Genomic DNA, 15834 nt, shown 5'->3' with positions numbered 1-15834 from the left:
GGGAATACAAGGCTTTTGGAATTAATATGGACGGAGGGTTTGCAGAGTATGTTGTCATACCGGCTGAGGCTGTCAGGCAGGGCAATGTAGTACCGGTAGACATGAGCGGAGCAATGACTTTTGAGAAGGCAGCGATTATAGAGCCTTTATCCTGTGTATTTAACGGCTTTGAGAAAGCTGGGATTAAGCCTTGTGATACGGTACTTATTATAGGGGCAGGGCCGATTGGCATCTTGCATGGAATGCTGGCTAAAATGGCAGGAGCATCAAAAGTTATGATTACGGATCTAAATGAACAGCGGCTGAATATGTGTAAGAAAGCCGAACCTGAATTTTTGACTTATGCCGGAGATAATTTAAAAGAATTTGTAATGGAACAAACGGAGGGGAAAGGCGTTCAGGTATGTATTACTGCCTGCCCTTCTGCAAAGGCACAGTCGGATTCGCTGGAACTGCTGGCAATGAATGGAAGAGTAAATTTTTTTGGAGGTCTTCCGGCAGGTTCGGCAAAAGCCGAGATAGATACTAATCTTGTGCATTATCGACAGTTGATCCTGACCGGCAGTGCAAGATCAAGCCTGACACAGTATCGAAAATGCTTAAAGCTAGTGCAATCGGGAATTTTGGACGTATCCCCTGTTATTTCGGATTTGTATTCCCTGGAACAGTATGAAGAAGCTTTTGCTGCTGCAAAAACAGGAAGTAACCTGAAAAATATATTTGTATTTTAATTCGTCCCGGATCCGAAACATGATTCTTATTGGTATGGGGGGCAGGTCAGATGGAAATAGCAAAATATAAGATGGCATTAGAAAATTATTGTCCGGAATTGACCAGACAGGAAGATTTTTTTCCATTCTGGGAGAATGAAATAAAAAAATCAAATGAGTTATCTTTGCAGACAGAGATGAATCTGTTGGATTATCCGTTATCACAGGTTAAGGTATATGATGTGACTTTTCAAGGGGTGAATGGAGTTCAAATTCATGGCTGGTATATGGTACCGGATTTTATAGCTGAAAAGAAATACCCCTGTATGGTCTGCTATCATGGATATGGGGGCAGCAGGGGAGTTCCGTCGGACCATATGCTGTGGATTCTGGCCGGTATGGCTGTATTTGCAGTAGACTGCAGAGGGCAGGGGGGGATTACCGGTGATTCAGGATGTGCGTCAGGCGGAGGCATTTACGGGCTTACATGCAGGGGGATTCTGGATAAAGAAGATTACTATTACCGGGAGGTATATCTGGATTGTATCCGGTCCCTGGATGTAATATGGTCCAGGAATGAAATAGACAGGGATAAAATTGTTTTGTATGGCATCAGCCAGGGGGGAGGACTTGCCATGGCTGTTGCGTCTCTGGATAATCGGCCCGCGATGGTTCTTGCAGATGTTCCCGGCAACAGTGACCTGGAGCGGAGAGTAGAGGGGGAACATGGAAGCTTTGGTGCGGTCAGTAATTATTTAAAATATTATCCTCATAATCAACAAAAAGTATATAAGACTCTGAGTTATTTTGATACAATGAATATGGCGGAAAGAATGAAGTGTCCTGTTCATGCGTCGGTTGCCTTAAAGGATGTCACTTGCCCTGCAGAATGCTATTTTGCATCGTATAATAGAATTACAGTAAAAAAGACAATCGATATTTATCCATATAACGGGCACGAAAATGCTTATGGAGTTCATATGGAGAAGAAATTGGCTTATTTAAAGGAAGAGCACATCATATAAGGAGGAACTCAGATGGCATTTAAGGAGAAATTTTTATGGGGAACAGCTACATCTTCATATCAAATTGAAGGAGCTGCATACGAAGGCGGCAGGGGTAAGACTGTATGGGAAGATTTTTGTTCCCGTCCGGGAAAAGTTCTGGGAGGTCAAAATGGAGATAGAGCCTGTGACCATTATCACCGATATAAAGAAGATGTAGAATTGATGGCACAGATGGGTATAACCTCCTATCGGTTCTCTATTGCATGGTCCAGGATTTTGCCGGATGGAACGGGAGCCGTAAACGAAGAAGGAATTGCATTTTACAGTGATCTGGTTGATATGCTTCTAAAGAAGAATATAATACCATTTGTAACACTCTTCCATTGGGATCTGCCCTATGCACTTTATAAAAAGGGAGGATGGCAGAATCCGGACAGCGTTACATGGTTTCGGGAGTATGCAGGGATCATTGCATCCCGGCTTGGAGACCGGGTAAAGCATTTTATTACATTTAATGAACCCCAGTGTTTTATTGGGTTGGGGCATGTAACCGGAGAACATGCACCGGGAAATAAGATGTCTAAGAAAGCAGTTTTTGAAATGGCACATCATGTCCTGCTTGCTCATGGAAATGCTGTGGAGGTCATTCGGGAACGGGTACCGGATGCTAAAATCGGATATGCACCTACGTCTGCTGTACCGATACCGGTGAGCAATAATCCCGAAGATATTGATGCAGCCAGAAAAGCGTATTTTTCCATTTCCTCAGACGATGATAATTATATGTGGAATGTGAGCTGGTGGAGCGATCCGGTATTGCTGGGCAGATATCCGGAGGAGGGGATGAGAGTATTTGCAAAAGACCTTCCGGAAATAAGCCCGGAGGATATGAAGATTATTTCCCGGCCTATTGATTTCTATGGGCAGAATATCTACCACGGATATCCGGTTCGTTCCGATGGAAATGGCGGCTGGGAGATGGTAGGGAGAAATGAGGGATATGCACGGACAGCGATTGGATGGCCGGTTACACCAGAGAGTTTGTATTGGGGGCCCAGGTTTTTATATGAACGATACAAAAAGCCTATCATAATCACTGAAAATGGTTTGTCCTGCCATGACTGGGTTTCACTGGACGGAAAAGTGCATGACCCGAACAGGATTGATTTTATGCATCGTTATCTGAAAGCATTGAATCAGGCAGCAAAAGACGGTGTTGATATTGATGGGTATTTTGCCTGGTCCATGATGGACAATTTTGAGTGGGCTAAAGGATATTTTGAGCGTTTTGGTATGGTCTATGTAAATTATGAGACCCAGGAGCGTATTTTAAAAGATTCTGCCTATTGGTATCGTGACCTGATACAAAGCAGAGGGCGTCTGTTGGAAGAAACCTAGTCAAAAACTCCGCTGCAAGCAACGGGGCATTTGGTCTACGCTACGCTTCGGTCCGTGCTAAACGCGCGCCACTGGCGCGCAGCACCCCTCGCGGCAGTCGCCAAATGGACGCGCCAGCGTGCCCGTTTGGCTCGTTGCTCGCGGGAATAAAACAAGAAGGTCTGGGAGGGAATATGATTACTTTTGAATTAAACACTAATTGGACCATGCAGATTCAGGGACAGGAAGAGAAATTACAAGCCATGGTTCCGGGATCGGTATATCATGACCTGATGATGAATGGCAAAATGGATGATCCTTTTTGGAGGGACAATGAGGATGAAGCACTGAAGATCATGGAACAGGACTTCATTTATGAAACCAGTTTTGATGTTCCGCAGGATATTTTTGGCTCGGATGAAGTTCTGCTGCACTGTGAAGGTCTGGATACCATAGCTTCACTGTATGTTAATGGAATCTGTATTGGAAATGCAGAGAATATGCATCGCTGTTATGAATTTCCGGTAAAAGAGCAGCTGAATAAAAAGGATAATAAACTTATGATTATTTTTGCATCTCCCGTAAAATATATACGGGAGCGCTATGCAGAATGTATCACCATGGGTTCCGAACATTGTATGGATGGTTTTCCTCAGATACGAAAAGCACATTGTATGTTCGGATGGGACTGGGGACCCAGACTACCGGATGCAGGAATATGGAGGGGAATTTCTCTCTACGGTATTTCAGGAGCGCGAATAGACGGAGTATATATTACCCAGGAACATGCTAAGGATTCTGTGACGCTGAAACTGGATGTGGATGCCAGAAATAAGGATGCTGGGAGCAAAACGGACTATACAGTAGAAATGATTGATCCTGACGGGGAAAGAAAGGTCTTCTCACAGTCCCCGGAAAAAATAGTGGTGAATCATCCGAAATTGTGGTGGCCAAATGGTTTTGGCAGCCAGCCTCTTTATGAAATAGCGGTATCCCTCTATACGGATGGAATAGAAACAGATGTCTGGAGAAAACGTATCGGTTTGCGTACGATGACGATGCATCGGGAAAAAGACTGTTATGGGGAGAGTTTTGCCCATGAGGTAAATGGAGTGCAGATTTTTGCAATGGGTGCCGATTATATACCGGAAGATAGTATATACAGTAAGATCACCAGAGATCGTACCAGGATACTTTTAGAGCAATGTAAGGAAGCTAATTTTAACTGTGTCCGGGTATGGGGAGGCGGTTACTACCCGGATGATTATTTTTACGACATTTGTGATGAGCTGGGGCTCGTAGTCTGGCAGGATTTTATGTTTGCGTGTGCGGTGTATGAACTGACAGATGCGTTTGAGCAGAATATACGCAGTGAATTAATTGACAATATTAAGCGTATACGCCACCATGCTTGTCTGGGTCTGTGGTGCGGAAATAATGAAATGGAAATGTTTGTAGATCAGGGAACCTGGGTAAATACATTAAAGCAAAAGGCAGATTACATAAAAATGTATGAATATATATTTCCGCAGATTTTAAAGCAATATGATCCCAATGCATTCTACTGGCCGGCAAGCCCTTCATCGGGAGGCAGTTTTGATATGCCAAATGATCCGGACAGGGGGGACGTGCATTACTGGGATGTGTGGCATGGGGATAAGCCATTTTCCGAATACCGCAAATATTATTTCCGATATGCAAGTGAATTTGGCTTCCAGTCCTTTCCGTGTCTGAAGACGGTTGAAAACTATACATTGCCAAAAGACCGTAACATTTTTTCTTATATTATGGAAAAGCATCAGCGCAATGATGCTGCAAATGGAAAAATCATGAATTACCTGTATCAGACATTCCTTTATCCGGAAGATTTTGGAACGCTCCTTTATGCCTCTCAGCTGTTACAGGCAGAGGCGATCAAGTATGGGGTAGAGCATTTTAGAAGAAACAGGGGGAGGTGTATGGGAGCGGTTTACTGGCAGCTGAATGATTGCTGGCCGGCAGCGTCCTGGTCTTCCATTGATTATTATGGACGGTGGAAAGCACTTCATTACTATGCAAAAAAATTCTTTGCACCGATTTTACTTTCCTGCATGGAGGAAGGCGTTCTGACCCAGAATACAAATGTGAATGCCCAGCCGTTCAAACTTGAAAAGAGTGTTTGTTTTAATGTTTCTAATGAGACTATGGAGGATCATATTGTAACGGTAAAGTGGGCGGTTAGAGACCGGTTTGCCGGGATTATCCGGGAAGAGGAGGAGGAAATCAAGGTAGCATCCCTGTCGGCCGGATGGCTTTTGAAAAAAGACTTGCCTCTAATTGATATCTATAAAGAATACATAAGTTATGACCTTTACGAGGACGGAAGATGGTTATCCGGATCTACGGTAATTCTGTCACTGCCAAAGCATTTCCAGTATGAAAATCCACATTTGACGGTTTCAATGGAAGGGGAAGAAGTGGTGATTCATGCTGACGCTTACGCCAAATCTGTGGAAGTGTTAAATGAGGAAGAGGATCTTATTTTGTCAGATAATTATTTTGATATGAATGCAGGCGAGAGGCGCTTACGTGTTTTACGGGGAGAACCTGTACACCTAAGAGTTAGAAGTGTATATGATATATAACAGTTCAGCCAGTGCTCCATCCAGCCAGGGTTTCTGACCGGATGGAGCACTGGGCTTGACGGTTCCTGTGATATCCGTTAAAATCTAGTACCCACCGGCGTATTTACGCCGGTCGCACTCGTAACAGCTTTACTTTGATACAGATACTGGTGAGGAGGAAATGGAATGTTCAGAAGATTATGCGTACATGCCGGCAGAAGATACCTGATGTGGGAAGATGAAACTCCGTTTTTCTATTTGGGTGATACTGCATGGGAAATGTTTCACAAATTAAACCGGGAGGAGATGGAATTTTATCTGAAAACACGTGCGAAGCAGGAATACAATGTCATCCAGGCAGTGCTTCTTGCAGAGCAGGATGGATTGTTTATGCCAAATGCATATGGAAGAGTGCCCCTGATGCTGGACCGGCAATGGGACATCTGCCCGGATGAGGGAGATGGTTATGACTACTGGCAGCATGTGGATTATGGAATAGACATAGCCGCAGAGTATTCTATGTTTATAGGGCTTTTGCCCTCCTGGGGAGATAAATTCAATCTAAAATGGGGAAAAGGACCAGTCATATTTAATGAAAGCAATGCATTTGAATATGGCAGATGGCTGGGAGCCAGATACCGTGATCAATGGAATATTATTTGGATTCTCGGCGGGGACAGACCTATTGAAAATGAAGAACAGGAAAAAATCATGGATGCAATGGCAAGAGGGATACGCAGTGAGGATCAAAATCATCTTATGACATTTCATCCTTGCGGAGCCAGCTCTTCTGTGGATTACCTAAAAGGAAAGGAATATATAGATTTTCATTCTGTCCAGTCCGGTCATGCGCTGGAATGCTATAGTAGTAATGCCATGCTGCGCAGCACAATGGAGGCGGAAATGAAACCCGCTTTGGATATGGAACCAAGATATGAGGATCATCCGGCTTGTTTCAAGGAAGACTACGGATATTTATGGAGGGCACGTGATATCCGGCAGAATGCATGGTGGAATCTGCTGGAAGGAGCATGCGGGATCACTTACGGTAACAGCAGTGTCTGGTGTTTTCAAACAGAAAAAAGCGGTTATTGGCCCTATACATGGAAAGAGGCAATGGGACATAAAGGTGCAAGGCAGATGAAGTATATAAAACGATTGTTTACTTCCAGGCCTTATTACAATTTTCGAAGTTTGGACAGACTCTTGGATAGAAATGAGGGGCCGGAGGGGCAATGTGCAGGAGGTACCGAAGATTATGCCTATATCTATACGCCATTTGGAATGCCCATAAGAGCAAATCTGCAGTATATGGGCGGCAGTGTCATAAGAGCATCCTGGTATAATCCGAGAAATGGCAAATTAAAATGTGCAAAGATTGTGCCTGCGGTAAAAACACTTTTCGTACCGCCGGCAACAGGTGAAAATAAGGATTGGATTTTGATACTGGAAGTATTAGAAAAGGAGGTCCCATTATGATCAGTGAAAAAGACAGAATGTCAGATCTTAGATATCTGCCGGTTTTGAGAGATGGCGTGAAAGTACATTATGAGGGCAGCATTGATAAGTCTGGAGGAAATGCAGACTGGGACTGGTGGCTCTATCAGGATGGCAAGGGAGAGTGGGTCATATTTGATTATGAAGGTGCGGGGTGTATTTTTAATTTTGTACAACACCGTTATCCTGACTGCGAAGAGCCAACCTTTCGTTTTTATTTTGACGGAGAAGATACACCCAGGTTCACGATCCGCCACTCCCAGTTTGGTGAACGGTATCCCTTTGTAGAACCTCTGGCGTCACGCTATATAGGACCGGAAGACCATGGTAGAGGACCAATTCGGGTTGTGAGAAGTTTTGTTCCCATGCCTTTTTCCAAGAGCTGTAAGATTACTTCTGACATCTGTTTAAAGGGATGTGAACGTACAGCAAATGAAGGCGGATGGGGACATGTGGTCTTCCACTCCTATGCTTCAAGTGATCCTATCCGGACATTTTCAAGTGAGGATGATTACCGGAAACTAATCCAGCTATGGAAAAATCCAGGCAGTCCGGTTATTCCTTTTGAAAAAGCAGAACAGGTGACTGCAGGACCATTTGAATTAAAACCTGGAGAATCCCGGGTAATCTGTGAAAGCAGTGGTGCCGGATTGATTAGTGGCATACACATTAAGACACGTGGCTACAAAAGGGAACATCTGTCTAACCTCTTGTTAAGGGCAGCTTGGGATCATCATAAGGAATATGATTTACAGGGGAATTTTGGCTGTATCTTCGCAAATGAACTGGGATATAACAGTGTAAGGTATCTTCTGGCAGGAATGTGTACGAATGGAACCTACTACAATTATTATCCCATGCCATTTGGTAAAAGAGCATTTATAGAAATCGTCAATTGCGGGAGCGAAACAGTGAGGATTGATTATACCGATATCACATATACCAGAGAGTATAACGATTTTTATAAGCAGCATTCCTTTGGATATTTCAGGTCTTCTAAGTATTATGAGCGAAAGCATACAGAAGGAGCCGACAGCATCATAGCCTGCATTCCGGGTAGCGGCCATATGGCAGGATCTGTTATAACAGGATATGGAAAATCTCCGGATTCCAGGGCAGACTGTGAAGGGGATGTGAGAATACATTTTGACGGTATCCGTACTCCCCAGGTGGAAAGTGACGGGTCTGAAAGTTATGTTTGTTATGGATGGGGATTTGAGACACCGAATGAATGCAATCCGGCAAGCGGTTATGACGGACATGAACACAAAGACTGGTCTATGTCTAGATTATTAATGGGGGATACGTACCCATTTCTATCTCAACTGAGGTTTCAGATCGAATCAGGTGGAAATAATGATTGCTATATGGAACATTCGGGTATGGTATTTTACTATGGAACAGATGAAATAAAAACCAGCAAAACTGCGGAAATAATCATGGGTGATCACATATCAGAAAACAGTTCACAGTATGTTTCACTGGATGGTGCGGAAGTCGTGGAACAAAGGAGTTTCTTTGAAGGTGACGAAGATGATGTACCTGTTACTTTAAAAGGGCGTTATACAAAAAAAGGATGTAAATTCCAGGTGAAAATAGCACCTAAATCAAGATATATCATTTTAAGACGGGTTAGTGACCAGGGAATGGGCAGACAGAAGGCAATTGTTTTTATTGATGGCAGGGAAGTAATGGAGTATCCTTGGTATTTTGCGGATCGTAATTCCATGAAAAGATGGCTGGAAGATGAGTTTGTAATTCCATACCAATATTTAGAAGGTAAGAATCGCATAGAAGTGCGGATTGTTCCGGTTGAAACGGATGGGGAAGTGAACTGGAATGAATTTGGTTACCAGGTTTTTACGGCAATATAAGATTGGTTCCAGTGACAGCCCCATTGCAATCTTTTACAGATTCTTTTATAATCTGCTTTATACAGTAGATATATAAGAAGCAGCAGAGGAAAGCGGCAGAGAGGTTAAAAGATATGAAGATTTCAAAGTCAGGTTTTAAGGAATACATTCGAATCTATAATGAGGATGAGATGTTTTATAAGCAGTTGTATGAAGAAGAACGTCTGCGTCCGGAAGGATTTCAGGATTATGTAGCAGGTCTAGACCGGAACTATATTCAGAATCATGCACTGTATGTTCCAGCCATACATGGTAAATGGCTTAATTACTTAAAGGAATATGAACTTTTCTCAGTTCCTGCAGACCACATCGTTATCCAGAAGCATAATCGCTATTCACCGGAGTATATTCATGAACATGAATTTTACGAAATTTTTTACGTGTACGAAGGAACCTGTGAGAATACCATACAGAGTGAGAAATATGCCTGTAAAAAAGGAGATGTCTGTATTCTGCCGCCAAAGACACAACATAATATTGCTGTGTTTGATGATAGTATTGTGATCAATATTATGCTAAAAGCAAGTACATTTCATGAAGCGTTTTTTGAAATATTTACGGGAAACCATGTTCTGTCCCAGTTCTTTTCTCATATTTTTTACGACAAGACGGAGAATAATTATCTTCTGTTTCATACCGGAGATGACCATATCATACATTCCTTGGTTGAGGACCTCTACATCGAATATTATGGTCATGAAAAATATGCGGAAACTATTTTAAAAAACTACATGATGACCTTTTTCTGCCTGTTACTGCGCAACCATGAAAATCACCTGGAAAGCTTTTTAAATACCAGCCATAAAAATCTGGACATGCTGGGAGTTCTGAACTACTTACAAAAACACTATGCCGGGGTCACGCTGAAATCAGCTGCGGAACATTTTAATTTCAGTGTTCCGCATTTCAGCAAACTCATTAAGGAGAATACGGGTCATAACTTTATTGAAATCTTAAAAAACATACGTCTTGAAAAGGCATGCTATGCTTTGGTGCATACGGATTTAAGTATTATGACTATTTGTGAAATCATCGGTTATCCCAACCCGGAACACTTTTCCAGATTGTTTAAGAAAGAATTTGGAATGTCTCCGGGAGCATACAGAAAAAGTAAAATTCAATCTTAAAAAATATCAAGTCAAGACCATAAATTAGACCATTGGAAGATTGACGGCGGGGTGTTAAAATCAGATATAATCGTTATTGAAACAGAAACCCGCAGCAGACGAAGGTCTTAGATTATGGGCGCTGGATGATGATACGCCCTGATCGTCAGCACTTTGGAAAACAGGAGGTCACTAGATGGCAGCAGTAAGCATTGACTTGGAAATGAAACGGAAAGTAAATCAGGAATTTGTAGATAAGGCAGTAAAACTCAGTCCCCAATTATTGGAAAAAGTAATAAATCCCGTAGATATTGTAACGATGACAGCCGAAGGAAAGACGTCACATCGTGCAGATGTCAGTGAGATGGGAGCGATTGCCCTTAAAAAGGGGGATTCTATCGTCCTTGACTTTGGCGACCATCAGGTAGGTTACTTTACCATGAAGCTAAAAAGTGTCGGTAGCCCACAGGATGCTCCGGCGTATCTCCGGCTGAAATTTGGGGAAATAGCAAAAGAGCTGACAGAAGATTCAGCGGAATATGACGGATGGATCAGCAGAAGCTGGATACAGGAGGAATTTCTGCATTTGGATGTACTGCCTCAGGAGATTACACTGCCCCGGCGTTATGCATTTCGATACGTAGAGATCTATGCAATAGATACCTCTATGAAGTTTCAGGTTGTAATCGAAGAGGCATCCTGCCGGGCTGTTGCTTCTGTAGATATGGATGTACTGCCGGAGCTTACAGGTGTAAACGACCAGATCAGGCGTATGGATAGGGTGAGCCTTAGAACGCTGCAAAATTGTATGCAGGATGTATTTGAAGACGGACCAAAGAGGGACCGGAGACTGTGGATCGGTGATCTGAGACTACAGGCACTGGCTAATTATGCGACCTTTAAAAATTTTGATCTGGTGAAGCGATGCATGTATCTCTTCGCAGGCCTGACAAGGGAAGATGGAGCAATCGGAGCCTGCCTGTTTACAGAGCCGGAATATCTGGTTGATGATACCTTTTTATTTGATTATGCACTGTTTTTTGTCTCCATATTAAAAGATTATTATCGTGCATCCGGAGACCTTGAGGTGGTAAAGGAACTCTGGGACAGCGCTTACCGACAGATCGAGCTATCCAGAAAACGCCTGGATGAAAATTATGTGATACAGGATGATGAGGGCTTCTGGTGCTTTGTAGACTGGACAGACGGACTGAATAAGCAGGCAAGTGCCCAGGCAATCTACATCTATACGTTAAATGCCGCAATTGAACTGGCTGAGATTCTGGGAAATGACCAGATGAAAGCAGAACTGGAGCAGGAGAGAAACCTTTGTGTAGAAGGTGCGAAAAAATGTTTATGGGATGATGTACATCAGGTATTCGTAAGCGGAAAAGACCGCCAGATCTCCTATGCCAGCCAGGTGTGGATGATCCTGGCTGGGGTTCTTCCCATGGATGAAAGCAGGGCATTGATCAATCGGATCATGAAAATGCACCCGGAGAAGGGAATGGTAACACCGTATATGAACCATCATTTCGTAGAAGCCCTTCTGCTCTGCGGTGAGAAAGAAAAGGCAATGGACTACATGACGTACTATTGGGGCGGAATGGTGAACCAGGGAGCAGATACTTTCTGGGAAATGTATAATCCGGAAAATCCGGAGGAATCCCCCTATGGATCTTCCATGGTGAACAGTTACTGCCATGCATGGAGCTGTACCCCAGCATATATTCTGAGAGAACTTCTTTAGTTCAGGAATCTCAACCTGTTGTGCACCGACAGAAAGCAAAATAAAATATAGCAATAGAAAACCCCGCAGGAATCTGTTTACTACGGGGTTTTCTTATAGTCTGCGACTTTTTAGTTCTGCATTTAACCAGTTATGGGGAGATTGTAAATTTAGAGTTTTCCTGCAAGTTCTGCCAATGCTTTAGAATCATCTTCGCGGCATCACTGGTGCGTATTGGGCCTGTGAAACCCAGTTGTCTGCATATTCTGCTCACAGACGGCTGCTTCAGGTTTGCTTCTTTCATTACTTCCATATCCCAGAATATTTCTTCGGGAGAACCGGTACGTATGATTTTATTGTTTGCCATGACGATTATTTTTTCGCAGTTTTCTGCCACAAATTCCATGTCGTGAGTGATGGTAATCACTGTCTTACCTTTCCTGTGGAGATGCCGAAGGATCTTTGCCAGCTTTTGATTTCCAGCCATATCCTGTCCGGCTGTGGGTTCATCGAAGATATATATATCCGGTTCCATTGCTAATACAGCCGCTATTGTCACAAATTTTCTCTGAGACAGGGGGAGATTATAGGGATTTTCTTCCCGGTATTCTAACAGGTGGGTGAGTTTCAATGCCTCTTCTGTGCGCCTTTTGATTTCTTCTTTTTTTAACTTCATCCGTTTTGGACCGAAGGCAACTTCTTTTTCCACGGCTGCATGAAAGATCTGTTCGTCCGGGTTTTGGAAAACATAGCCGGCAAGTTTCGAAATCTGAGCCGTAGTGTAGTCCCTTGTATTCATATCGCCGATCAGTACATCGCCCTCCCTGGGTTTCAGCAGACCGTTCAGCATTTTTGCAAGGGTAGATTTACCGGCACCGTTCTTTCCGATGACCGCAATATTTTCCCCGCTTTTTATGCGGATACTGAGATTATCTGCTGCTAAAGTGCCGCCAGGATACATATAGTTCACATTTTTTAGAATGATTCCGCTCATATGCCGCTCCTCTCCTGGAATGTCCGCTGTATCAGTTCCACAGCCTGTTCCTCTGTTACCGGGATATGGTCAAGGGGAAATCCCATCTCTTTTAAAAGAATTCCAAGCCTCGCAGCCTGAGGCATCAATACGCCCATTTCAAGCAGTGACAGTTCAGACAGAAGCCGGGCTGTCTCTCCGGATGCTGTCAGACGCCCCTTTTGAAATACAAGTATCTCGTCCGCATATTCAGCCATAAGGTCCATCTTATGTTCAACCAGTATGACCGTTTTCTTTTTTTGCTTCAGGGCATGGATAATGGCAAATACGCTGTCTGTTGATTCCGGATCAAGCTGACTGGTGGGTTCATCTGCTATCAGGATATCAGGGTCCAGAACCAGTACGGAGGCAAGTGCAACTCTCTGGATTTGCCCTCCGGAAAGTGCAAGGGGATTTTTTTCAGCCAGTTCTTCAATCTCTGTCAGCTTCATTGCCTCTACAATCCGATGTTCCATTTCATCGGATTTCACGCCAAAATTTTCAAGTCCGTATCCAACCTCTTCAAATACTGTTTTTTTCACTCCGCTTAACTGATTAAACGGATTCTGGAATACATAGCCGATCTTAGAAGCAAGTGCTCCTCCATATTCTGCGATATCTTTGCCATCAACAAGGATCTTTCCGGTAAGTTCACCCTGATAAAACCCTGGAGCAAAACCACGTGCCAAAGCACAGAAGGTCGATTTGCCGGCACCGTTTTCCCCAATCACACCATATATTTTCCCCCGTTCTATTTGGAGATGAAGCCCGCTGACAGCAGGGGACTTAGTCAGCGGGTAATAATAAGTTACATCCTGAAATTCCATTATAGTATCCATAAGCAAATCCTTCCCCCCAGTAAAATGCACGTTATAATAATCGCTATTCCTTCCGCAATCTTTTCATATCCGCTTTTTTCTACCTTGAACAAATGGGTTCTCCTGCCAGGCATGGAAAAGCCTCTGGCTTCCAGTGTCAGCACCCGTTCCTCGGTACCAATTACCGAATTGAGGATTAAAGGTACCAGTACCGGGATAAATGCTTTTGCCCTGATTAAGATATTTCCTTCCGTCTCCACGCCTCTTGCTTTCTGCGCATTCATAATAGTTTTACTGTTTTTTTCCAGTACCTCGATCATCTGCAGGGTGGAAGTAAATACATAGACTGCTTTATAGTTCATGCCGGAATCCTCAAGGGTGCTTGAGATCTCTCTGTTCTCCGTAGTCTGAAAGATCCAGACAAAAATACCGGCAATATTCAGTATCATAAAAGATAAAGATATCCCTGTCTGCAGCCCTTTTTCATATATTGTCAGCCAGCCCAGCCGAAAGATCAGTTCGCCCCCGGGGACAAAGAGGGTTTGCACGAATAAAATAAACATTGCAATAAATATAATGGTCTTCAGCGCTTTCCTGCTTTCTTTCATAACCCCGCTTACCCTGCATAAGATTAATACAGTCAGAAATTGGGGGAGCAGCAAGAGAGGCAGCCCCGCAGCTGTGAATTTGAATGTACGGATGATATAGGTGCAGACGATATACAGTACGGCAATTCGCAGCTTGGAAGCAGGATACAATGCGGCAAGTTTATTCGATTTGTAAATCTGTATTCTTTCTGTGTATGTTTTTTCCATAATAGACCATCCTTCTCTTTGCACGCATCTGATTGTTTCGTTGATCGCGCTCTTGTATTATATATGCTAATACACGGTTGATACAGAGGAATATTTTAGCAGATACTGCCATAGAGCGTGTTTGAAAATTCATTCCCGTCATCTGCACGCCCCACTTTGCGGTATATTTGCCCGAATTCAGGTTACGTAGCCCGCTTGTCGCCCTTCATCCGGGACAAATCTCCCACAAAGTGTGACGCACAGCTGCCAGAAAGCAATTTGAAAACACGCTCTATAATCCCATTGGATATAGCAGTACGGTATGGATGTTGTTACGTTTCTTTGATATAGTATCTGCCGCAGAGGAACTTGATGAGAGTCCTTTTTGGAATTACCCTTATGACAAGCCAGCAGATGATAAAGGAGATAACCCGGTCTAATACCGTGAAGATTCCTTCCGTTCCGAAAAATGCAGTCCAGATATTTGCCCCGGCTGCCATTGCTACAGCGGTGATGATGGAGGTACCTCCGCCCGTAACTCCGCCGTACAAAAGAACCACCACCGGAGCTGCTGCCAGAATGGATAACGCTGACAATATAAGAATGGAAAGAATCCACTTCCACCACTGGGTAAACATCCCTTTTATTGCGAGAAAACCAGCTGTGAAGCCAATTATGATACTGACAGGGAGGAATGGAAAGTTAGAGGGATTGGCAATCCCGGCTACAAGAGTAGAAAGCATTCCTGTGACAGCAGCTACCCAGGGACCGCAGAGCATGGCGATGAGAAAGGTTCCGACCGCATCCAGATATACAGGGAGTTTTAATAGAGCGGCAAGCTGTCCTCCGACAAAATTTACTGCAACACATACCGGTATCATTAGCTGTGCCAGCATGGAAAAATCATCTTTTAATGAATTAGAATTGGTTTTCCTTCTCATCTTTAACCTCCTCCTTATATACTTAATACAGGATGCCCATTGGATATACATTATATCGCAGTTTTACTGAGGAACCGCCTTTCGGGTGAGCACTTTGTAATGTACTTTGGTTTACGTGTCTGCTTATTCTACTTTTAATGTCTTATAAATGTAGTTTTTATACTTGTCCGCATACAGCTTGCTGCAGATATATACATTTGGTTCTTTTCCTGAAAAATAATTGACGTCAACCAGAACAGTACCGTAGCTGGGTCCGTTGGATGCATCCACCTCGCAGTAATATTTATCACACTTCTCAATACACTCCGGATAGAGTGCCGCTGCCAT

14 protein-coding genes and 1 pseudogene are annotated in these 15834 nt (G+C 43.4%); 9 read left to right on the top strand and 6 right to left on the bottom strand.

What is annotated here, in order from left to right; translation table 11 throughout:
* The 8 genes from ACH2DQ_RS17285 to ACH2DQ_RS17250 form a co-directional block, all read left to right on the top strand.
* Positions 1–731 (top strand): zinc-binding dehydrogenase (locus tag ACH2DQ_RS17285; protein ID WP_395027594.1); only part of this gene is annotated, 731 nt, incomplete at its 5' end.
* A gap of 50 nt (positions 732–781) precedes the next feature.
* Complete coding sequence (locus ACH2DQ_RS17280) at positions 782–1735, top strand: acetylxylan esterase (RefSeq protein ID WP_394911679.1); 954 nt, start codon at positions 782–784, stop codon at positions 1733–1735.
* Positions 1736–1747: 12 nt separating this feature from the next.
* The gene (locus ACH2DQ_RS17275; protein ID WP_394911678.1) at positions 1748–3115 is read left to right on the top strand and encodes a GH1 family beta-glucosidase; all 1368 of its coding nucleotides are present in this window, start codon (positions 1748–1750) and stop codon (positions 3113–3115) included.
* Positions 3116–3288: 173 nt separating this feature from the next.
* Positions 3289–5718, top strand: a complete 2430-nt coding sequence (locus ACH2DQ_RS17270) for a glycosyl hydrolase 2 galactose-binding domain-containing protein (protein WP_394911677.1) — start codon at positions 3289–3291, stop codon at positions 5716–5718.
* Positions 5719–5883: 165 nt separating this feature from the next.
* Positions 5884–7176, top strand: coding sequence for a glycoside hydrolase family 140 protein (locus ACH2DQ_RS17265; RefSeq protein WP_394911676.1), 1293 nt, complete (start codon positions 5884–5886; stop codon positions 7174–7176).
* Complete coding sequence (locus ACH2DQ_RS17260; protein WP_394911675.1) at positions 7173–9068, top strand: DUF2961 domain-containing protein; 1896 nt, start codon at positions 7173–7175, stop codon at positions 9066–9068. The genes ACH2DQ_RS17265 and ACH2DQ_RS17260 overlap by 4 nt, the downstream gene beginning before the upstream one ends.
* Before the next feature lie 113 nt (positions 9069–9181).
* Positions 9182–10234 (top strand): AraC family transcriptional regulator, encoded by a 1053-nt coding sequence (locus tag ACH2DQ_RS17255; RefSeq protein ID WP_394911674.1) that lies wholly within the window; start codon positions 9182–9184, stop codon positions 10232–10234.
* A 175-nt stretch (positions 10235–10409) separates the two neighbouring features.
* Entirely contained in the window at positions 10410–11963 is a 1554-nt protein-coding gene (locus ACH2DQ_RS17250) for a cellobiose phosphorylase (protein WP_394911673.1), read from the top strand.
* Positions 11964–12093: 130 nt separating this feature from the next.
* On the opposite strand, the gene ACH2DQ_RS17245 is transcribed toward ACH2DQ_RS17250, so the two are convergent.
* Genes ACH2DQ_RS17245 through ACH2DQ_RS17230 form a run of 4 tightly spaced genes read right to left on the bottom strand, consistent with a single transcriptional unit; the run spans position 12094 to position 14729 of the window.
* A complete protein-coding gene (locus ACH2DQ_RS17245; RefSeq protein ID WP_394911672.1) occupies positions 12094–12936 on the bottom strand; it encodes an energy-coupling factor ABC transporter ATP-binding protein in 843 nt (280 codons plus the stop codon).
* Positions 12933–13793 carry an energy-coupling factor ABC transporter ATP-binding protein gene (locus tag ACH2DQ_RS17240; protein ID WP_394911671.1) on the bottom strand — a complete coding sequence of 287 codons (861 nt, stop codon included), beginning with the start codon at positions 13791–13793 and terminating at the stop codon, positions 12933–12935. The genes ACH2DQ_RS17245 and ACH2DQ_RS17240 overlap by 4 nt, the downstream gene beginning before the upstream one ends.
* Positions 13781–14587 (bottom strand): energy-coupling factor transporter transmembrane component T, encoded by an 807-nt coding sequence (locus ACH2DQ_RS17235; protein WP_394911670.1) that lies wholly within the window; start codon positions 14585–14587, stop codon positions 13781–13783. The genes ACH2DQ_RS17240 and ACH2DQ_RS17235 overlap by 13 nt, the downstream gene beginning before the upstream one ends.
* Entirely contained in the window at positions 14541–14729 is a 189-nt protein-coding gene (locus ACH2DQ_RS17230; RefSeq protein ID WP_394911669.1) for a hypothetical protein, read from the bottom strand. Before ACH2DQ_RS17230 ends, ACH2DQ_RS17235 begins: the two co-directional genes overlap by 47 nt.
* Between ACH2DQ_RS17230 and ACH2DQ_RS17225 the strand changes: the two genes are divergently transcribed.
* Entirely contained in the window at positions 14705–14917 is a 213-nt protein-coding gene (locus ACH2DQ_RS17225; RefSeq protein ID WP_395027580.1) for a DUF6783 domain-containing protein, read from the top strand. The two genes, ACH2DQ_RS17230 and ACH2DQ_RS17225, sit on opposite strands and share 25 nt — an antisense overlap.
* On the opposite strand, the gene ACH2DQ_RS17220 is transcribed toward ACH2DQ_RS17225, so the two are convergent.
* Positions 14899–15507, bottom strand: a complete 609-nt coding sequence (locus ACH2DQ_RS17220; RefSeq protein ID WP_394911667.1) for a hypothetical protein — start codon at positions 15505–15507, stop codon at positions 14899–14901. The two genes, ACH2DQ_RS17225 and ACH2DQ_RS17220, sit on opposite strands and share 19 nt — an antisense overlap.
* A 123-nt stretch (positions 15508–15630) precedes the next feature.
* Positions 15631–15834: pseudogene (locus ACH2DQ_RS17215) on the bottom strand (nucleoside hydrolase); the annotation flags it as partial.

Source organism: Robinsoniella sp. (assembly GCF_034124845.1).
The sequence above is the reverse complement of the archived record's forward strand: the minus strand, read 5'-3'. Positions and strand labels throughout refer to the sequence as shown.